This is a genomic window from Bacillus sp. ISL-75 (assembly GCF_018613095.1).
In genome coordinates, this window is the sequence record NZ_JAGGQX010000010.1 from 64,324 (window position 1) to 86,785 (window position 22,462).

The window sequence follows — 22,462 nt, forward strand, 5'->3', positions numbered from 1 at the left end:
ATGGACACAAATAGGTTCGGGTGCTTGTCTCAGTAATTATTGCAGGATGTCACCAACGGTTGATTTTCTTAGGTTCTTAGTTATCGAAAATGCAATTGTACCAATCTTTCGGTAAGAAAGAGAGCCTTTAATTGACCTAAACCTCCACCTCCTATTACGCTCTATATAGAAAAAAGTCGGCAAAAGGGACACGGTCAGAGAAAATAAATATGGGATGATTATTTAAATAAAGTTGATTAATGCTATACTTGGGGAACGGATTTGGTTTCTGAAAGGAGTTAATCATCTTATGAAGTATTTAAAATCACAAATGCAGCAGCTAATTAAGGATAATAAAGAATTGCATACACGCTTAAAAGAGTTGAAAGTAGAACACGGGCTTGAGAAAAATACTGCCCTAAAGGCATTGTACCATTCAGAAGTGGCAGACGGCGGAAAGTATCAATTAGCGTACCAAGCACTTGATCTTCCTAAAAAATAAGTAACATAAAAAGAGTGTCAGGCACCAAATTGGTGCCTGACACTCTTTTACAATTAAAAAGCGCTCCTTCACTGTGAAGGAGCGCCATTTTAGATGGGAATAAATTACTGATAGATAACGTTGGATAGTTCTCCGAATCCAGCTCCAGCGCCTAGGGGCTCGGGGTCATAAGCCAATCCGTTCTGAAGGTTAAAAAGCAACCTTCACGCCGGCTCGTCTTATGCCTGTCGCCCCTGAACAAGGCGCTTGTGCTTTTCTAGCTCAAATAAATGTCTTTTCCAAGCTAGGGTTAGGGGCCGGACTCGTGAATTTATTTTTGTGAATGAACTTTTCTTTGTACATCTCCTGGTCGGCCATTTCGAGAATTTTTTCAAGCGTTATTTCGGTTCCAGGTTTATAGTGATAAAAACCGTAACAAGCAGAAATTGAATAAGGCTTTTGATTGGTAACATTTATATCCTCGAACCCACGCTTAATGGTTTTCACTAGCTGCCGGGCGTCCTTCATCTGCTTTTGGAAGAAGACAATGATAAATTCATCCCCGCCTAGGCGGAATAAGACATCCACATTCGTAATATGATGGTTAATCGTGTCGCAGCAAGTCTTAATTAAGTCATCACCTGTTGAGTGGCCGAAAAGATCATTGGTTATTTTCAAATCGTTAATATCAATATAGCAGATAATGAATTCTTGAGATTCTGCCGCGCCGCTCATATGCTTGCTAAGCAATTCCATCCCACTTCTTCGATTTAACACTCCAGTAAGCATGTCATATGAAGCGTGTTTAAAAAGTTCTTCCTCATTTTTTTTCAGGTCGGTGATGTCAGTGATGCCGATCAGGATACAAGCTTCATCCAAGTAATCGATCAATTCTAAACTCAACATGACCCATTTCCGGATATCTGGAGTGATTTGTTGCTCCACACAAAAGTTTTTTATACTTTTTTGCTCTTTCAGACGCTTCAGGATGTCGAGTTTTTCTCCGATGTTTTGAAACAAGAATTTTCCGTTTATTTGAGTCATATCGTTACCTTGGAGTTGATAGTATTCAATGGCGTGTTTATTCATCAGCAAAATTTCATCATTCTCTAGCTTTTTAAGGATGATCGGGTTCGGATTCAGGTTGAAAAGACGCCTGAAATTTTCCTCATTCCTTTTTAGTTTCATTTTGTTTGAAAAATCATTTTTACGAAATGAATAGAATGATAGGGCAATCATGAAAGAAATGATGACGGTACCGGTTGAATTAATCAACTTTGATAAAAATGAGAAGTGCTCATGTTCGATAAGATATAAACCTGTAATGAAAAATATATGTATACCCAAAAACAGGATCAATACATTTCTTGGCTGTACTGGGAAGAAGACGGCAACTCCTAATAAAATAATGATATAGGAGTATATATTTCCAGTAAATAATTGACTATTAATAGAAGCGGCTGCCCCGATTAATAAATAGAAAAGGATATAACTAGTAACAACGAACCCCTTGGAAATATTTTTATAAAAATGATAAATGAATAGAAACATAAGGGAGATGATAAGACCAATGATGTGAATGGCAGAAAGATTGAATTTAAATGTAGGGCTGCTCAGTTTATTAAACAGGAAAAAGTCAACGATGAAAAAACAAGGATAAGTAGAGATTAACATATAAGAAACGAGCTTAATTCGTTCAAATAATACATCGTAGTTACTATGAATAAACTCTTGATTCGGAGGAGAATTCTTATTCTTTCTATTAAAAAGATTGATTGAAAAGGACCACAAATAGTTCACCCCTTTTTTACCATTACCTCGAGTATTTTAGCATAGATTGGAAGGTCTGTCATAAAAAAAAGCGGTGTCAGGCATTAACAAAAAATGCCAATAAAAAATTGGTGTCAGGCACCATTAAAACATGAAAAAAAGCCCATTGCTTGTATATGGAAGATACAGCAATTGGGCTTTTAAGGTTTGTGATTTATTGGTTTAGTTTTATTTCTTCTGTTCGTTTTTCGCCGTAGATGCCCTTTGACTCGATAAATCTCTGGATTCTTTTCAGGGCTTCTTGCAGCTGTGGCATGGAGGCTGCGTAGGAGCAGCGAATATAACCTTCTCCACTTTCTCCAAACACATTTCCGGGCACGACTGCGACTTTTTCCTTCATCAGTAGTTCTTCGGCGAATTGTTCGGAACTGAGGCCAGTTTCTTTGATCGAAGGAAAGACATAAAAGGCTCCCCCAGGTGTGTGACAGTCCAAGCCGATTTTATTCAAGGTATGCACGACATAGTTCCGTCTCATTCGATAGCTTCGTTTCATCGCTTCAACTTCGTGAAAAGTATTCCTTAGTGCTTCAATAGCGCCGTATTGAAGCATGGTCGGAGCACACATCGTCGTATATTGAAAAATTTTCAACATGACCTCTACAAACTCCTTAGGGGCAGCGAGCATGCCTAATCTCCAGCCGGTCATCGCAAAGCCTTTTGAAAATCCGTTGATTAAAATCGTCCGCTCGTACATTCCTTCAATCGTTGCGAAGCTTGTATACGTTTCTTCATAGGTTAATTCTGCATAGATCTCGTCGGAAATAACAATTAAATCATGTTTTTCAACAATTGCGGCAATTTCTTTCAATTCTTCTTTGTTTAGGGTACTGCCCGTTGGATTGTTGGGCGAGCAAAACAAAATGGCTTTCGTTTTTTCTGTAATTGCCCCTTCTAACTGCTCGGGTGTTAATTTAAAACCATTCGCAGGCGAGGTAGAAATGGCGATTGGTGTCCCGCCGGCAATCGAAACCAAGGGAGCATAAGAAACAAACGCTGGTTCAACAATCAGTACTTCATCACCCTGGTTTACAATCGCACGAAAGGCAAGATCAATTGCCTGGCTTGCTCCGACAGTGACGATAATTTGGTTTGTTGGATCATAATTGACTGCAAATCTTGTTCCAAGATAATTAGAGATCTCCTGCCGCAATTCTAATAAGCCAGGATTCGCGGTATAGGCGGTATTGCCTTGTTCCAGCGATAAAATGGCGGCCTCTCTAATGTTCCAAGGCGTAATGAAGTCTGGTTCGCCAACGCCTAAAGAAATCACGTCTTTCATACCGGCAGCTAAATCGAAGAATTTCCTGATCCCAGATGGCTGTAATTCTCTAGCAGTTTCAGATATATAGTGGGAGTAATCCTTTCTCATGGTGTAATCACCATTCTCCTGTCTTTCTCATCGCCGCCGCCAAAAATCACCCCATCATGTTTGTATTTTTTTAACATGAAATGGGTTGTGGTTGAAATGACATTATCAATCGTTGATAGCTTTTCCGATACAAAGGACGCGATTTGATTCATGGTTTGACCTTCAATGGTAATCGATAAATCGTAGGCACCACTCATGAGGTAAAGAGATGTTACCTCTGGAAAACGATAAATTCTTTCGGCGACCTCATCGAATCCCACTCCGCGCTTCGGTGTTACTTTAACATCGATCATCGCAATGATATTTTCCTGCCCCTCGACTTTGCTCCAATCGATTAAGGCCGGGTAACTGACAATTACTTTTTCTTCTTCTAATTTTTTAATGGTGGTTCTTACTGTTTCTTCGCTACTCATCACCATTAAGGCGATTGTTTCTTCTGTGATTTTGTGATTTTCCTCGATCAGTTTTAATATTTCGAGTTCTTCATTACTTAATTTCATATGGTGCCTCCTGATTTGTATTTCATATTATTGATTTTATAGGAGGAAGCTTTTTAACTCAAATGAAAGTGAAGTGATTATTCATTTTTTTTGACAATTAGCCTGAGCAAATGAACCTTTGGAGAAGGTAACTAGTTATATAAGACTTTCTAATAACTGGTTTATATTTGCTCAATTTTTCTTAAGAATCTGCTTTAAAAATTATACCGCTTTCCACTTTAACTTGGTGAAATTTGTGGAAGAGTCAGTAATGCTAGGTATTTGCATTAGGCAGATTCAGCTACAATTCGGGTTCTTTTTTGTTAATTTTATGTAAAATTTTGTAGATTCTAGAAATATATAGAATTATGACAAATTTGAATATAAAATAATGGTAGTAAAATATTTACTAATGGAAAGTGAAGGAGAGTCAGGAGCTGTAGGAGTTTTACAGCTTAGTAGTCTGCTCGTGATTTTCAAAGATTAGTAATCTAAATTTGGAGGGAATTTATCTGTGACTAAATTAGTAAACAGGTCGAAAAAGTGGATTAGCTTAGCATTGACTGCTATTTTGCTGTTAGCGATTGTGTTACCGTCTGGTGTAAGCGCGGCTGCAGAGCCTGTATCATTGGCGAAGTGGGATTTCAGTAAGGGTAATCTAGTAGCTACCTCAGGAACAGCTGCGAACTTGGACAAAACATTGTCTGTAAACGGGTTGAATAAAGCTGTAGCAAACATCTTAAACACAAAATATAAGCCAGCAATTGATGCGAAGAAAGCTAAAGCTACTGTAGTTGGTACAGCAGCAGTTGATTTAGTAGGTGGAAATCCTGCACGTACTGGGGAAACAAACCTAGGTAACTTCGTTGCTGACGGTATGCTTGCAAAAGCAAAAACAATTAACCCTAACACTGTTATTGCTTTTCAAAATGGCGGCGGAGTTCGGAAAACTCTTCGTGCAGGAAACATTACATTAGCTGATGTATTTAAAGTATTACCATTCGGAAACACATTAGGAATCATGGACTTAAAAGGTGAAGAAATCAAAGCAGCTCTTGAGTACAGTGTGAAGGATGCACCAGCAGCATTTAGCGGATTCTTGCAAGTTTCAGGCTTGAAATTCTCTTACGACCCTACTAAACCAGTCGGTGGAAAAGTTCAAACCATTGAAGTGAAAGGTCAAGATGGAACATACACAGCACTAGACCTTACTAAGAACTATTCTGTTGCTACAAACATCTTTACTGCTAAAGGCAGCAACGGCTACACAGTGTTTGCTAAAGCTTACGCAGAAGGCCGTGTAAGTGTGCCAGGCTTTGTGGATTGGGAAATATTGAGAGACTATATTGAAGCGCAGCCAAACAAAACGGTTAATGCTCAAGTTGAAGGACGGATCACAATCGCAGAACCAAAATTCACTTTGAATTTAATGCACACAAATGACACCCATGCAAACCTTGATAATGTGGCGAAAAAAATGACCGCGATTAAGTCGGTCCGTGCCACAAAACCTGCAGCATTATTACTTGATGCTGGAGACGTGTTCTCTGGAACATTGTATTTTAATGAGTATAAAGGATTAGCAGATTTAGAGTTTATGGAACTAGCAGGTTATGATGCAATGACATTTGGTAACCATGAGTTCGATATGGGTACCAAAGTATTATCAAACTTTGTTAAAGAAGCAGATTTCCCGTTTGTAAGTTCAAACGTAAACTTTACAAATGATGCAAATTTACAATCCCGTTTTCATAACGATGTAACAACTGCTAGCCCATTGGGCGGCGAAATTTACAACGGCATAATCAAAGTTGTAAATGGAGAAAAAATCGGTATTTTTGGTTTAACAACAGCTGAGACTCCAACTATTTCTAGTCCAGGAGCAGGTGTTACTTTCGAAGATTATATCCAAGAGGCACAAAAATCTGTTTATGCCCTAAAAGCACAAGGCGTTAACAAAATTATTGCTTTAACACACATTGGTTTTGATGACTCACCAGTATGGGACAATGACAAAGTATTAGCTGGGGCAGTTGAAGGAATTGACGTCATTGTTGGCGGTCACTCTCATACTAAGCTGGATGCTCCTTTCTTTGATACATCAGGCGTGGAGCCAACAGCTATCGTTTCAGCCAACGAATACAACAAGTACCTCGGAACATTGGATGTAACATTTGATGCGGCAGGTAAAGTAATCGTTCCTGAAACAACTGGCAAACTTCTTGACATTGCTACGTTCGCGGAAGATGCAGCTATAGCAAACATCTTAAATACAAAATATAAGCCAGCAATTGATGCGAAGAAAGCTACTATCGTTGGTACAGCAGCTGTTACATTAGAGGGTGGGAATCCTCTTGCACGTACAATAGAAACTAACCTTGGTAACTTTGTTGCTGACGGTATGCTTGCAAAAGCAAAAACAATCAATCCTAACACGTTGATTGCCCTGCAAAATGGTGGCGGAGTTCGGACAACTCTTCCTGCTGGGAACATTACATTAGCAGATGTATTTAAAGTATTACCATTCGGTAACGCTTTAGGAATCATGGACTTAAAAGGTGATGAAATTAAAGCTGCCCTTGAGTACAGTGTGAAGGATGCTCCAGTTGCATTTGGTGGATTCTTACAAGTTTCAGGGTTGAAATTCACTTATGACAGCACGAAACCAGTCGGTCAAAAGGTTCAAACAATTGAAGTAAAAAGTCAAGATGGAAGCTATTCTGCTCTAGACCTTACTAAAAACTATTTTGTTGCAACCAACATTTTTACTGCTAAAGGTGGAGACGGATTCTCAATGTTTGCTAAAGCTTACGGAGAGGGACGTGTAAGTGAGCCTGGCTTTGTGGATTGGGAAATGTTTAGAGACTTTATTGAAGCACAGCCAAATAAAACGGTTACTGCAAAAGTTGAAGGACGTATTGTAAACGTAGCTCCACAAGTAGTTCCAGCAGCAACATTCAGCGGAACAGAAGCCAGCCCGAAGATATACACAGGAAATGTTATTGTTGATGTAACAGGTGTTACAAAACTTGAATACGCAACAGTAAAAGGCAACCTTATCTTAAGAGGTGGCACTAATGTTGAGTTATCAACTGTAACAGTTGAAGGCGACACAATCTTTGAAGATAATTAATTAGTAAATTCCTCCAGTGCAACTACTGGAGGAATTTACAACTATTAAACAAGATCCAAATAATCACCGGACCCATTCAGGAGGTGCAAGGATTTGTCTAGAAAAAATAAGAAGAAATTAAGTATTATACTTGTGGCAAGCATGTTTATCAGTATAGTATTACCAAACTTTTCTATTAACTCTGCCACCGCAGCCACTAAGGCCACTGATCTATTTATCTCTGAATATATTGAAGGCACCAGCTTTAACAAGGCACTTGAGCTCTACAATGGGACAGGCGCTGCTGTTAAATTAAGTGAATATTCACTTGAAAATTATAGTAATGGTGCGACTACAACCACTTTTAAAATGTCTTTATCCTCAGATCCGTCTGCAACACTTGCAAGTGGATCAACATTTGTCATTTCTCGTAGTGATGCGGATGCGGCTATCGTTGCAAAGGCAAACTTATTAGACGCTGGTAAAACCATTATCAACTGGAATGGTGATGATGCGGTTGTTTTAAAACATAACGGGACCATTATTGATGTTATCGGTCAAGTAGGAATTGATCCTGGTACTGCTTGGGGAACAACGGTCAAAACATTGGACCAAACGATCGTCCGCAAAAGTACCGTTACAGCTGGCGATAGTAACCCAAATGACGCATTTGATCCAGTAACTGAATGGGATAGCTTGGGTGTTAATGCGTTTACAAACCTTGGCAGCCACACCATGGATGGTGAGTCTACTCCAGTAGAAACAAAGGTTGCCAACGTAACAACTTCACCTGCTGCAGGTGCAGTGGCAGCTGGAACAAAAGTATCTTTAGCAACAGCGACAGCAGACGCTAAAATTCACTACACAACTGATGGCACTACACCAACAGCAGCAAGCATTGAATACACAGCACCAATAGATATTAGTGCAGACAAGACAATCAAAGCAATTGGTGTAAAAGCTAACTTAGAAAACAGTGATGTCGCAACGTTTGCTTATACAGTTCTGCAAGCAAGTACCATTGCTGAAGTTAGAGCAGCTGCGTTTCAATCAAACGTTCAAACTAGCGGTGTAGTTACCGCCGTACTAGGCAGAGCAATTTATTTCCAAGATGCTACGGCTGGAATTGTGGCTTACACACCGACTAATAGCACCACGATTCTACCAGGCGATAAAATCACTGTATCTGGTAAATTAACGGAATTTTCTACGTTGCTTGAAATTGAAGCCAATCATGAAAATATTATTGTTACTGGGAAAGAAGCAGTTCCTGCAGCAGAAGTGTTAACTGCGGTTCAGTTACAAGAAAGCAAAGAAGCAAAACTAGTAACAGTAAAAAATGTAACAGTAGGGGCATTTTCTGGTGGAAACTACATAGTAACTGATGTGGATGGAACAAGCTTCCAAGTTCGTCCACCAAGTTCAACCATGTTAACTACAGGTACAACTTATGAAGCGATTACCGGAGTTCTTAGTGCATTTAATGGTGTCTATCAATTAATTCCACGGAACGAAGGCGATATTTTACTAGATTCAAGCATCGTACAAGCTGTTATTGCTACTCCAGGTGCTGGATTGGTAAATACAGGAACATTAGTAACCTTAGCAACAGGTACAGCTGGGGCAACGATTCACTATACCCTTGATGGCAGTGAACCAACCACAACTAGCCCAGCGTTTACACAGCCAATTGTTATTAGTAAGGCAACAACGATTAAATCTGTGGCAGTCAAAGAAGGAATGATAAATAGTGCGGTTGCGACCTTTGATTATATCATTCAAGATGGCCCAATTCATATCTATGATATCCAAGGTAAATCACACAACTCGCTATTAAACGGTAAAACAGTATCGGATGTAGAAGGTGTCGTTACTTATATTGATGGAACAAGCCGCTTCTTCATCCAAGACTTAGTCGGTGACGGCGATAATAGTACATCAGACGGGATCTTGGTATTTAAAACAGCACATGGTGTATCCATTGGTGACCGTGTGAAAGTATCAGGAAAAGTAACCGAATTCTACGGCGAAGGTTTCGCGGAGAAAACAACTACTGACTTAACGATTACAGAAATCGAAGCTGCAACGATTACTAAAATTGGAACAGCTCCAGTACCAGCACCAATCAAACTTGGTGTAGATCGCATTGCTCCAACAGAAATCATTGATAATGACCAATTTGCAGCCTTTGATCCTAAGGAAGATGCAATTGATTTCTGGGAAAGCATTGAAGGTATGTATGCACAAGTAGACGACGGGAAAGTTATTGCGCTGCAAAAAGACGGATTAGTTTGGGTTGTTCCTGGAACATATCCAACCAACGTGAATCCTGGGGGTTTACGTATTACAGCAACTGACACGAATCCCGACCGAATTGGGGTTGATGTAAGAAATGGCTCAACAGCCAATAAATCCTACCGTGCAAAAATGGGCGACTATTTTAGGGGAGCAATTAAGGGTGTTGTGAACTACGGTTACAGCAACTATAAATTGATGGCTCAAGAATCAAGTCTTCCAACGTTAACAGAAACACCAATCGTTCGTCCAGCTTCAAAAATTACACCAGCAACAGACAAGGTAACAATTGGAACGTATAACGTTGAGAACTTCTCAACCGTTACTCCAGATGCAAAGGTAACAAAAATTGCCGATGCGATTGTCACAAAGATGAAAAATCCTGACATTATCGGCTTAAATGAAGTCCAAGATAACAATGGTGAAACCGATAATGGTTCGGTAGATGGTGCACAAAGTGCGCAAAAAATTATTGACAAGGTCGTCGCTCTCGGTGGACCAACCTATGTTTATACAGAGATCACCCCAGTCAATAATCAAGATGGCGGGGCACCAGGCGGGAACATTCGTGTCGCCTTCCTCTACAATCAAGATCGCGTTTCTTTAACTGCAGGAGCACCAAAAGGAAATTCGACACAAGCAGTCGGCTTTGAAAATGGGAAACTGACATTAAACCCGGGACGGATTGATCCAACAAACGCCGCGTTTAATGCAAGCCGTAAACCACTGGCAGCTCAATTTGATTTCCAAGGCCAAAGTGTGATCGTGGTAGCCAACCACTTCAACTCTAAGGGTGGCGATTCGCCGTTATTCGGGAAAACTCAGCCGCCAGTATTAAGCAGTGAAATTCAACGTCATAAGATTGCGACGATTGTTAATAACTTCGTTAAAGATGTAAAAGCAAAAGATGCAAACGCAAACGTTGTTTTACTAGGAGATTTTAATGATTTTGAATTCACGAAAACGCTAGAAATAGCAAAAGGGAATGAATTGACCAATATGGTTGACTTTGTTCCTGAAAATGAGCGTTATAATTACTCTTACCAAGGGAATGCACAAGAACTAGACCAAATCTTAGTGTCCAACAATATGGCAGCTAATACAACGGTCGATATCTTGCACATAAACTCTGGCTTCATGGAAGAGCATGGCCGTGCAAGTGACCATGACCCATTGATTATTCAAACGCAATTAAAGGCTGCAGAAGTCTTACCACCAGTGACACCACCAGAATCAACAAAGGTTTACAACTTAAACGGATTCAAAACGAAGAAGTTAACGGTAAGCAATGTGGGTGCTGACATTACTGTAAGTGCAAACTCTATCATTACAGAAGGAATTGTCATAAAAGGTTCTTACGCGAAGCTTTCTGGTGAAGGCTTAAAGACTACTACGGTCATTCTTAGCCCAACCGCACCAGGTGCAGTTATTGATCTTGGCGGCTTAGTGGTAAAAGAAGTAGTCATTGATAATGCGAATATCAGTCAAATTAGAGGCGTCGAGCAGGTTCAAGAATGGACAGTGAAAGACGGCGTCGATACATCTGGCATTAAATTCACAAATGCGAGCGGAGTGGTTCTTCCTTCTCCAATCGCATCACCACCAAAAGTGAATCATGCGCCCGTAGTTACTAAAGCCTTGCCCAATGTTTCAGTTCAAGTTGGCACACCAGTTTCAGTGAATTTAAGCGGCTATTTTGCTGACCCAGATGGCGATGCTATAACGTACACATCAACTGCTGGTACAGTTCAAGGATCATCGTTAACAATTCAAACTCCACTAGAAGGTACTGTCAATGTGACGGTAACCGCAAATGATGGAACAAAAACAGTTAATGCAACATTTACGATAACGGTAACGGCTGTACCAGCTAATACTGTGGAAGCTTATTACCAAGCAGCTGCTGGAAAAACAGGTGCTGAACTGAAGCTTTCTTTACACAATATCATTAAAACACAAACAAAATTAACGTATGCGCAAGTAACAGAAGCGTTAAAGAAAACCGATGAAGATCCAAACAATCCAAACAACGTCATCCTGCTTTATACGAACCGTTCGCAAGCTAAAACTACGTTTGGTTCAGGTGTAAACGACTGGAATCGTGAGCATGTTTGGGCAAAATCTCATGGTGATTTTGGAACAAGCGTTGGACCTGGAACGGATATCCACCATTTACGACCAACTGACGCATCTGTAAATAGTACACGCGGACATTTGGATTTTGATAACGGTGGTAACCCTCAAGGTGAATGTGCTGAATGTTTTTATGATAGTGATTCATTTGAGCCGTCTAATCGCGTAAAGGGTGATATTGCTAGAATGCTTATGTACATGGATGTTCGCTACGAAGGTGACGGAGGCGAGCTTAACCTTGAGTTAGCTGACAAAGTGAATACGTACCCAACACCATTCCATGGCAAGAAATCCGTTCTTCTGCAATGGAGCAAAATGGATCCGCCGGATGCGTTTGAAAAGCATCGAAATGATGTCATTGAATCGATTCAAGGCAACCGCAATCCATTCATCGATCACCCAGAATGGGCAGAATCTATCTGGCCAGCAAGCTAATTAATAAACAAGAAAAAGCATCTGCAATCGCAGATGCTTTTTCTTGTTTATTCGAATAAAGAGTTTAAGGACAATGAAGAGTGCAATATAGGTAGTCAAAATAACTAATCTAATGAACATCTCTAACATTTTCACAACTCCTTCTGTGGAATTGATTATTACTATTGATATCATATCGATTGTTTATTAAGTCTGTATTTATTAAATGTAAATTTATTGTCAATTTTGTAAAAGCAGTGAAATAGGTTAACGCTGGTGTATGTCATTATAGGAACAATGGATGGAATGAAATAAAGAAAGGGCGAAATGGACTAATCTATTTTAATATTTCGATAAATTATTATGGAAATTGTAAATAATTGGTTAATGTTTGTAAAGAATGAGTGATTCTTCTTCTTTTTCTCACAGATTTTTATATCATGAGATTGTACTAAAATTTGAAACAATCAAGGAGGAAGAAAAAATGAAGGATCTAAAGAATTGGATGTTAGTGTTAATGGCGTCTTTCATGTTGGTAGGAGTTGCCTCAGGTTGTAGCAATACAAAGACAGATGCGGATACAGAGCAAAATCAAGATTCAGGCGATACTGGTTCCCCTGACAGCGGAACTGATCAAGAGTCAGGAAAATAAGGGAAATAATAAAAGAGTAACCAATCAGAATTTACAATAAATCATGCTCTAACTGGGAAACTCGTATGTAAAAACGAAATTTCTACTGGATTAAAAAGAGCAGCTAACAGGGTGACCTAAACTTTTAGGCACCTTGTTTTTTTTACTTATTTTTTCTGGGCATATAGACAGATGTCGACGGAGTTAAAACTACTAAATGAGAAAAACAACCCTAAAATTTTCCTATTTTTTTTTATATTTCTTTAACTCTACTTAACTTCTATTTTACAAAGCGGGAGTAGGATGGAGCGTGTAAGGACTATATATTAATAAGGAGATGTTTTTATGAAACGCAAAAAGATACTGGCAGCATCGCTGGCTACTTTGCTTCTTGGTTCAACGTCAGCCTATGCAGGTTACACACAATTTGTTGGACCTAAGGCAGATGGAACGGCAGTTACCTCTCATGGGTGGCCCGTTACTCCTTCTGGTAACCAAGTAACGCTTGGTGATTTCCCAATGGGTGGTGTATTAAGCCCGGATCACCGTTATCTTATTGTTTCCAACGATGGACAAGGGGAACAATCTCTTCAAGTGGTTGACGTTAACACCCAGAAGGTCGTACAGACCATTCCATACAAATCTCCTGAATCCCTCTATTTTGGGGTCGCATTTAGCAGCGATGGAAAAACCGTCTATGCCTCAGCAGGAGGGAATAACAAGATCCGTGTCTATGGATTTGAAAATGGAACGTTAACTGAACAATCTCCAATTATGCTTAAAGATAGCAGCAAAACAAACTTTTATCCTGCTGGAATTTCCGTTTCAAGGGATGGAAAGTCGCTCTTTGTTGCGAATAATTTAAATCATTCCGTTACAAAAATAGACCTTGCCACAAATCAAATCATAAAGACAACCGCTGTTGGGAAACATCCGTATGCAGCTGTAATGAGCAATGATGGGAAATCCCTTTATGTCAGCAACTGGGGTGAAAGCAGCATTAGTGTGGTCGATCCAGAAACGCTAACGATCAAAAGCACCATTCCAGTAGGGCTGCATCCGAATGCGATTATTGAAAATGCGGCGAACGGCATGATCTATGTATCCAATTCCGACAGCGATTCCGTTTCAATCATCGACACGAAACAACAAAAAGAAATCAAAACCATTTCGCTTAGCCCATATAAAAATGCTCCTGCGGGAAGCCAGCCTAATGCTCTAACATTAAGCGAGGATAGCAAAACTTTATACGTTACCAACGGTGGAAATAACGACGTAGCGGTCATTGACCTGCAAAAAGGAGAAGTGAAGGGGTTAATTCCAACTGCCTGGTATCCAAGTGGTATCTATTTACATGATGACAAATTGATGGTTTTGAATGCCAAGGGCCTTGGTGCTGGTTCCAACCGAGAAGGCCAGTACATCGGTAATATGATGAAAGGAACCATGTCATTTATCGATGTTCCGGATGATAAACAGCTGAAGAAATATACGAAACAAGTAGAAAAGAATAATGAAGTATATAAACCAACAGGATTCAGTGGAAGTGAAAAATTCCCAATCCCGCGCTTTGAAGGACAAGAATCACCGATTAAGCATGTCATTTATGTTATCAAGGAAAATCGTACGTATGACCAAGTATTTGGTGATATGGAAAAAGGAAATGGCGACCCGAGCTTAACCATCTTTGGTAAAGATATTACACCGAATATTCATAAGCTGGCCGATCAATTCGTTTTATTAGACAATTTTTATGCGAATGCTGAAATCAGTGCTCAGGGACATAACTGGTCTACCGCTGCACAGTCCAACGACTATGTAGAGAAAAACTGGCTTGCAAACTATTCAGGTCGTAACCGCGGCTATGACTTTGAAGGAGGCAATGAAGCGGCCTATCCAAAAGCGGGATTCTTATGGACGAATGCAAGTCGCTCGGGTGTATCATTCAGAAGCTATGGTGAATTCGTCAATTATGACAAAAATACAGGGAAATATGTAGCAGCTGAAGCTAGCATGGGCAATAATTTTGACCCTGACTACCCTTCCTATAATCTTAAAATTTCAGATCTTACCCGCTTAGATGCGTGGAAAGAAGAATTTAAGCAATATGAAGCGAATGGGAATCTGCCACAGCTGCAAATCGTTCGCCTGCCTAACGACCATACGCTTGGAACAAAACCAGGAGAACTAACACCACAAGCCATGGTGGCACAAAACGATTATGCGCTTGGTCAACTTGTCGATATGGTTAGTAACTCTTCTTATTGGAAGGATACTGCTATTTTTGTTACCGAAGATGATGCACAGAATGGTTGGGATTCAGTGGACGCTCACCGGACTACATCACTTGTGATCAGCCCTTACACCCAAACAGGCAGAGTAGACAGCACCATGTATGATACAACATCGATGCTTCGCACAATGGAAATGATTTTAGGTATGAAACCTATGACACAGTTTGATGCATCAGCGGTGCCAATGGTCAATTCGTTCACCCAGAAACCTAACTTTTCTCCATTTAAGGTGGAAGAACCAACTTATCCACTTGATCGTAAAAATGGAGAAACGGCACCGATGGCTCAAGAATCTAAAAAACTAGATTTCTCTGGAGTTGACCATGCCGATTCGGAAAAATTGAACAAGATTCTCTGGAAAGCTACAAAAGGTGATAAACCTTATCCAGGCGAAAAAAAGAATAATTAAATAATGTAAGGAGGGTGACCCTAAAGCAGGGTGTCAGGCACCATTCATAAAATGCTGTAAATTCGCCACTTTTAATACAGCATTCTGTCAGTGAGACCAGACACTATGGGTCACCCTTTTATTTTTGCAATTATAAAAATTACTATTTTAAAAGGATGGTTTAAATAATGATTCGATTTATTGAAGGATCGATGAAACGGTCCGTATTGATCCTGACATGTGTGGTTCTAATTATCGCCTGGGGTGCTATGTCTGCCGTGCAGATGCAGCGGGATTACTTACCTCCGATCAACAATACTGCCCTAATGGTCACGATTCAAGCCGATCAATATCAATCTGATCAGGTCAAACAAATCCTTACCGCAAAGGTTGAGGAAGCGGTCGGATCTGTTGATAAGCTTGATTATCTGGAAACAAACTCATTTGATGGCGGTTTATTGGCGAACCTCTATTTTCCAGGCCACACCGATATGGAAAAGGCAGAGACTGAAGTGAGGGCGGCGGTTAATAAAATTAACTTGCCGAACGGTGTGAAAACGCCGTTGATTACACGGGTCAGTACGAACTCTTTTCCGGTCATGCGAGTAAGCTTGACGAGTGCTGCCGGAAAAATTGATGAAAATCAATTACGTACATCTATTCAAGATCAAGTGGCCAATGAAATCAAGCGTGTTCCAGGAGTAAGAGAAGTACGTGTCACCGGGGCAGGGACTTCCGGATACGTGTTGACTTTGAAAGCAAATGCCCTCCAAAAATATGGGTTAACCATAAAAGACGTACAAGATGCTCTTGCTTCCATTCATCCAGAATGGCCGCAGGGAACCATCAAAGAAAAGGGCGGACCTGATGGCCAAATCTCCATGCCAATCCGTGTGACCGATTGGACTCTTAATAGTGATGACTTAAAAAGTGTAAAGATTCCTGTTAGCGGGGGGACCACAGTAAGTTTACAGGAAGTAGCAGACATTGAGAGCAGTATTGTTGACTTACAGACGATTTCTAGAACAGCAGGGCAACCGAGTGTTCTGCTCGATGTCTTAAAGACACCTTCTTCAAACATTACCGATGTGACTGAACGAATCAACGAAAGGATTAAAGAAATACCAGAAATCAAGTCAGGAACAGTCGATCTTTCTATTCTTTTGGACCAGGGAAAAGACATAAACGCTGCTTTGAAGGGTCTGATTAAAGAGGGGTTATTGGGGATTTTGTTCTCGATCATCTGTGTATTTTTATTTTTCAGGAATGTCCGGTCGACATTGATTATTGCCTTATCCTTGCCAATTTGTCTTCTTGGTGCAACAGCGATCTTAAAAGCGATGGATGTTAGTTTGAATATCTTAACCATTTCTGGATTAATTGTTGCGATGGGCCGAGTCGTAGATGATTCGATCGTTGTCATCGATAATATGTACAGGAAACAAATGGAAAAATACAACGAACAGATATCAGCTCGGAACTTGGCTAGCGGGGTAGTGGAAATGATCCCAGCGATTGTTTCCTCCACTGCAACCACCGTTGCTGTGTTTCTTCCAATTAGTATCATCGGCGGGATGATTAGTTCGGCTTTTTCTGGATTTGCCTGGTCAGTTGTCATCGCCCTAGTGACATCTCTTGCCGTTTCTATTATTGTCGTCCCAGCGTTAGCTCACTTATTATGGAGGAAATCGCCAATAAATAAGTCAGTAGAAATGGAGAAAAGGGCGCAAAACCTTCTTCATTGGGCATTTCTGAGGAGAAAAGTGGTAGTAGGACTTGCTGTGTTGCTTTTTGCCATCACCATAGCAGAAGCCGTATTTCTGCCGGTTAACTTTTTTCCAAGAGGAAATTCAAAGGATATAGCCATCCAGGTTGAGCTCCCTGAAGGTGTGCAGCTATCTGATGTGGATGCGGAAGTAAAAAATATCGAAACCATCTTAAAAAATGATCCTGAGGTAGATACCTACACTTCGACTCTCGGTTCGACATTTACACTGATGTTTGATGATGTCTTTGATGAAGGCGGCGGTTGGATGCAAAAGCAGAATATCGCCAATATTTCAGTTGGAATCAAAGATAAAAGCGACATCGATTCATTTGTAAAAAAAATGCGCCAGCAATTTGGCAGATTATCCACAACTGCCGTCTATACCGTTTCTAATCAAAATATTTCTGGAGATGATTCCCGCTTAAAGGTCATTTTAACCGGGGCTGACCAGCAAAACCTTGCCAAAGCTAGCATTATGGTAAGAAGTAAACTGCAGATGATCCCTGGTTTAAGTATAGAAGGAGCGGCAAATGATGCCGATGCATCAATGAAACATTATCTTTCACTTAAGCAGGAGGAAATTCAACGCTTGGGTATAAATGTCGATGAAGTTCTTAATCGGATTGATCGTTATTTACCTAAAGACGTTAGGATGGATGTTTCCTCCGGTGACCTGACTACCCCAATTGCCCTTCGGTTAGACAATCAGGAAAGTCTAGTTGCAGCTGGTGACCCGGATCCTGAAAAAACGATTTTATCAAAAATTGGCCATGAAATGTTTACTGCCAAGGACGGTTCAAAGGTGTCGTTGGCGGAAATTACAACCTTGGAGACCAGTACCCAAACGGTGATCAGTGAGCGGGAAGGTCGTCCATTTGCTGCCGTGACGGGAAATATTATTACTCGCGACATTGGAAAAGTTACAAAACAAGTAAATGAAACAATGAAAGGTTTGGACCTGCCTTCTGGTATTGATTATTCGCTTGGAGGGATCTCTCAGCAAGTCAAGCAAATGGTGATTGAGATGAGCCTTGCTCTGGCCCTGTCTCTTTTGCTAGTCCTGATGATTGTAACTGCAGTTTTTCGCGGCTGGTATGCACCGGTTTCTGTGATCATGTGCATTCCTTTGGCGTTAATCGGATCGGTTTGGAGCATGGCCATCTTCGGAATGGAGTGGAATCTTGCCGCATTGATTGGAATATTGATGCTCGCTGGTATTGTCGTCACCAACGGAATTGTCCTTGTCGATAAAATTGAACGTAACATTTCTGAGGGGATGGAAACAAAACAGGCGATTCTGCTTGGAACCTCTACAAGGGTTCGACCTGTGTTAATGACTGCAGGAACTACCATCTTAACATTGCTTCCCTTAGCTTTCTCAGGTAACGGAAATACGATTATTTCACAAACGCTTGGTGTTGTCGTCGTGGGCGGCATGATTAGCTCGACACTGATTAGCCTCGTGGTGATCCCGATTATGTACGATTGGATGAGTGGAAAAGTCAGAAAAATAAAGACTAAACAACAACAGTTGTCAGCATAATGACTGGAAAGCAAATATCACCTGCCTAATAAGGGCGGTGATATTTTTATTAAATGAAGAAAGGTGAATTTTAACAAAAAAGGACAACAAGCAATTCAAATTTACAAGAAACATCATATCTTTACAAAACTATACAAACCATTAATACTCAGTTAACAAAAAAGGATTAATCTAAAACACGTAAACAACAACAAACATTTAGGGGGATTTAACAATATGAAAAGTTTGAAAAAATTAAGCCTGGTAACATTGCTAGCTGCGTTAATGGTTTTCATGGCTGCTTGTGGTGGCGCAGCTTCTACAGAAAAGACAGAAGGAACAGCGAAGAAAGAAACGCCAAAGACTGAAGAAACGAAAGAACTTTCTGGCTCATTAAATATTTCCGGCTCCTCGGCGATGCAGCCTTTAGTGGCAGCGGCAGCTGAAGAATTTATGGCTAATCATCCTAAAGTTGATATTCAAGTAAATGCGGGTGGATCTGGTACAGGCTTATCACAAGTTGCTGAAGGATCCGTTCAAATTGGTAACTCAGACGTTTTTGCAGAAGAAAAAGAAGGTATCCCGGCTGATCAGCTTGTAGATCATAAAGTTGCTGTAGTAGGTATGACTGCTGCTGTTAACCCCAAAGTAGGGATTAAAGATATTAAAAAAGAAGATTTAATTAAAGTTTTCACTGGAAAAATCACAAACTGGAAAGAACTTGGCGGTGCCGATCAAAAAATCGTTCTTGTAAACCGTCCGGACTCTTCAGGAACTCGTGCTGTATTCAATAAGTTTGCCCTTGATGGTGCAACACCTGCAGAAGGAATTACCGAAGATTCTTCAAACACAGTTAAAAAGATTATTAACGAAACGGACGGTGCCATTGGTTACCTAGCATTCTCATACTTTACTGACGAATCTGTTACACCTCTTGCCATCGATGGTGTTGAACCAACTGCAGAAAATGTACAATCTGGTGAATTCCCAGTTTGGGCTTATCAACATTCATATACTAAAGGTGAGCCAGATGAGCTTTCTAAAGCATTCTTCGATTATATGATGAGTGATGAAGTTCAAAACAATTTATTAAAAGAACAAGGCTACCTGCCTGTAACAGAAATGACAGTCGAACGTGACGCAAAAGGTAATCAAAAGGATATTTAAGATTTTTCTATAATAAACAAGATTGATATAAAAGTAGATAGGTTTGTAACCATTCCTTTCTACTTTTATTTTTTTAGTAACTTTTAAAAATAGCTTAGTAACGAATTTAATATTCCTTTTGTTTAGTAGATAAAAGAAAACTAATATCTAGGAGGATATCAATGAATAAGAAGAGATTTGGTAAAAAAGGTGCAGTTTTCGCCCTTACACTTGCTTTAACCATTCCTGCTCTAACACCTGCAGCAGCGGCAACAAATAGTCAGGTAAAGATTGATTCCGTTAAATTTAATGGAATGCCAGCACCAACTACTATTGATCAAATGGTAAAAACGTATTCTACTGCTTCAGTTGATGTAAAATACAGCAATGGAAAAGTAAAAACGTTCCCTCTATCATATAAAAGACTTTTTAAATCAGAAGATAAAATCGCTGTTAATAAAGGTGAATTGATTCCTGCCGGTACACCGATTGATTATTATGGGGATCCAATCATGGACACTAGTGTTCCTGGATCACCACAACCATTCGTTTCGGATGCACCTGATTCAAACAGTTTGCTAAAACCGATTAACGGTAATCTCTATATGGTTACACATTATGAATATCAGACATTAGATGCGGCTGGTAATTCTGCCTATGGAATTGTTCCAGCTTCCATGTCCTTAACCACTTTAGACCAAAATAAGAAGACTGGTGAATTGAAAGCTAAAGAGGTTAAGAAAATTGATTTTTCAGAAGTTAACGGACTTTGGATTCCTTGTAATGGATCGCTTTCACCATGGAATACACATTTAGGATCGGAAGAGTATGAGCCGGATGCACGCAAATACGAATTTGACATAAAGTCATCGGCAAGAACTTCCGTTGAAAGCTTTTCACAGCTTTATTTCGGGGATAAATTAAAAGCAAATCCATATTTCTATGGTTACGTTCCAGAAATCCAAGTAAAGAAAAACGGTAAAGTAAAAGTTGAGAAACATTACAGTATCGGCCGTTTCTCACATGAATTAATGAAAATGATGCCTGACAACCGTACAGCCTACTTTGGTGATGACGGCGCAAATACCGGTATGTTCATGTATGTAGCCGATAAAGCGAAAGATTTATCAGCAGGTACATTATACGCTGCTAAATTCGTCCAAACTGGGACTGAAAATGGCGGTTCAGGAAATTTAGAATGGGTTAAGCTAGGACATGCCAATGATAAGGAAATTCAATCGATCATTGACAACGATATTAAATTCAGTGACATTTTTGAAACGTCTGATACTGCTCAACCAGGTTTTAAAGCGATTAAACAATATTCCTATGGCCAAACAGAATATGTAAAACTTAAGCCTGGTATGGAAAAAGCGGCAGCATTTCTTGAATCACGCCGGTATGCAGCGTACCTTGGTGCCACTACTGAATTCAACAAAATGGAAGGTGTCACTTATAACGCCAAAGATAACAAGGTGTATATCGCTATTTCCGACCAAAGCGGCAGCATGGAAAAAGACAGCACAGGAAAAGATCCAGTTGATGATATGCAATTACCTAAAATTAAGTCCGGTGCAACTTATCAATTAGATTTAATGAGCGGTCAAAAAGATAACAGAGGCCGCGGCATTCTTAGTAAATATGTAGCTACAACGATGTCAGGTTTACTTGCAGGTGAAGACCTTGCAACGGCTGATGCTTTCGGTAATACAGCGAATGTAGATAAAGTAGCAAGTCCTGATAATTTAAGCTACTCTGAAGAAATGAAAACCTTATTTATTGGTGAAGATAGCAGTAAGCATACGAATAACTATGTATGGGCTTATAATGTCGATACGAAAGAGTTAACACGTATTTTATCGAACCCAGCAGGAGCGGAATCCACTGGATTGTTCGCAGCGGATGATCGGAATGGTTTCTCTTATATTATGAGTAATTTCCAACATCCTGGAGATGAATTAGATGCTAAAGCTATTACTGCCGTTAGTAAAGAAGATTTAAAGAAAGCAATGGATACAGAAATTGGTATTGATAAAACAGGCGGTGTTGGTTATATCTCTGGTCTTCCGTCATTTACGAATATGCCGGATTTCACAGCTCCCGCGACTCCAACAGTTAACCAAGTAACGGATCAATCAACATCTGTAACTGGGAAAGCAGAAGCGAATGCAACGGCTAAGCTTTATGTAAATGGAAAATATCAAAAGAGTACCACTGTTGATAAAAATAGCAATTATAAATTTGTAATTGCTAAGCAACATGCAGCAACAGAAATAAAGGTTACTGTGACGGATGAAGCTGGGAATGTGAGCACTGCAAAGAGTGTTAAAGTTGTTGATAAGACAGCCCCTGCTAAACCTTCAGTAAATAAAGTAACCTCTAAGACTACTATTATTACAGGAAAAGCTGAAATTGGCTCAACTGTCTATGTTTATAATGGAAAAACATATGTAAGCAACGCAGTTGTAGATGCAAAGGGAAATTACAAAGTCAAAATTAAAGCTCAGAAAAAACGTACTACCTTGACAATTTTTTCTAAAGATAAGGCTGGTAATAAAAGCAATTCTGTCTCCATTAAAGTAAATTAGGAACAATTACTCAAACAAACACTTGTTACCTTA

Annotated in this window: 11 protein-coding genes; 8 read left to right on the plus strand and 3 right to left on the minus strand. The window is 39.9% G+C overall.

Annotated features, from left to right (window positions below):
- Nucleotides 1–289 precede the first annotated feature (289 nt).
- Nucleotides 290–481, plus strand: a complete 192-nt coding sequence (locus tag J7E63_RS04385; RefSeq protein ID WP_088089707.1) for a hypothetical protein — start codon at nucleotides 290–292, stop codon at nucleotides 479–481.
- A gap of 261 nt (nucleotides 482–742) precedes the next feature.
- On the opposite strand, the gene J7E63_RS04390 is transcribed toward J7E63_RS04385, so the two are convergent.
- From J7E63_RS04390 to J7E63_RS04400, 3 genes are all read right to left on the minus strand, one after another.
- Nucleotides 743–2,251, minus strand: a complete 1,509-nt coding sequence (locus tag J7E63_RS04390) for a sensor domain-containing diguanylate cyclase (protein WP_215010412.1) — start codon at nucleotides 2,249–2,251, stop codon at nucleotides 743–745.
- A 193-nt stretch (nucleotides 2,252–2,444) separates the two neighbouring features.
- The gene (locus J7E63_RS04395; RefSeq protein ID WP_215010413.1) at nucleotides 2,445–3,659 is read right to left on the minus strand and encodes an aminotransferase; all 1,215 of its coding nucleotides are present in this window, start codon (nucleotides 3,657–3,659) and stop codon (nucleotides 2,445–2,447) included.
- On the minus strand, nucleotides 3,656–4,159 hold the full coding sequence (locus J7E63_RS04400; RefSeq protein WP_215010414.1) for an Lrp/AsnC family transcriptional regulator: 504 nt from the start codon (nucleotides 4,157–4,159) through the stop codon (nucleotides 3,656–3,658). The genes J7E63_RS04395 and J7E63_RS04400 overlap by 4 nt, the downstream gene beginning before the upstream one ends.
- Nucleotides 4,160–4,652: 493 nt before the next feature.
- On the opposite strand from J7E63_RS04400, the gene J7E63_RS04410 reads away from it, so the two are divergent.
- The 7 genes from J7E63_RS04410 (at nucleotide 4,653) to J7E63_RS04440 (ending at nucleotide 22,429) form a co-directional block, all read left to right on the plus strand.
- Entirely contained in the window at nucleotides 4,653–7,271 is a 2,619-nt protein-coding gene (locus J7E63_RS04410; protein WP_308161907.1) for a 5'-nucleotidase C-terminal domain-containing protein, read from the plus strand.
- A 93-nt stretch (nucleotides 7,272–7,364) separates the two neighbouring features.
- Nucleotides 7,365–12,113 carry an endonuclease gene (locus tag J7E63_RS04415; protein ID WP_215010415.1) on the plus strand — a complete coding sequence of 1,583 codons (4,749 nt, stop codon included), beginning with the start codon at nucleotides 7,365–7,367 and terminating at the stop codon, nucleotides 12,111–12,113.
- 463 nt (nucleotides 12,114–12,576) lie between these two features.
- Nucleotides 12,577–12,744 carry a hypothetical protein gene (locus tag J7E63_RS04420; RefSeq protein WP_214998612.1) on the plus strand — a complete coding sequence of 56 codons (168 nt, stop codon included), beginning with the start codon at nucleotides 12,577–12,579 and terminating at the stop codon, nucleotides 12,742–12,744.
- A 324-nt stretch (nucleotides 12,745–13,068) separates the two neighbouring features.
- Entirely contained in the window at nucleotides 13,069–15,426 is a 2,358-nt protein-coding gene (locus J7E63_RS04425) for a bifunctional YncE family protein/alkaline phosphatase family protein (protein ID WP_215010416.1), read from the plus strand.
- Nucleotides 15,427–15,593: 167 nt separating this feature from the next.
- Nucleotides 15,594–18,716 carry an efflux RND transporter permease subunit gene (locus J7E63_RS04430; RefSeq protein WP_215010417.1) on the plus strand — a complete coding sequence of 1,041 codons (3,123 nt, stop codon included), beginning with the start codon at nucleotides 15,594–15,596 and terminating at the stop codon, nucleotides 18,714–18,716.
- Between the two features lie 216 nt (nucleotides 18,717–18,932).
- Nucleotides 18,933–19,862, plus strand: coding sequence for a phosphate ABC transporter substrate-binding protein (locus J7E63_RS04435; RefSeq protein ID WP_215010418.1), 930 nt, complete (start codon nucleotides 18,933–18,935; stop codon nucleotides 19,860–19,862).
- A gap of 161 nt (nucleotides 19,863–20,023) precedes the next feature.
- Entirely contained in the window at nucleotides 20,024–22,429 is a 2,406-nt protein-coding gene (locus tag J7E63_RS04440; protein ID WP_215010419.1) for an Ig-like domain-containing protein, read from the plus strand.
- Nucleotides 22,430–22,462: the final 33 nt, after the last annotated feature.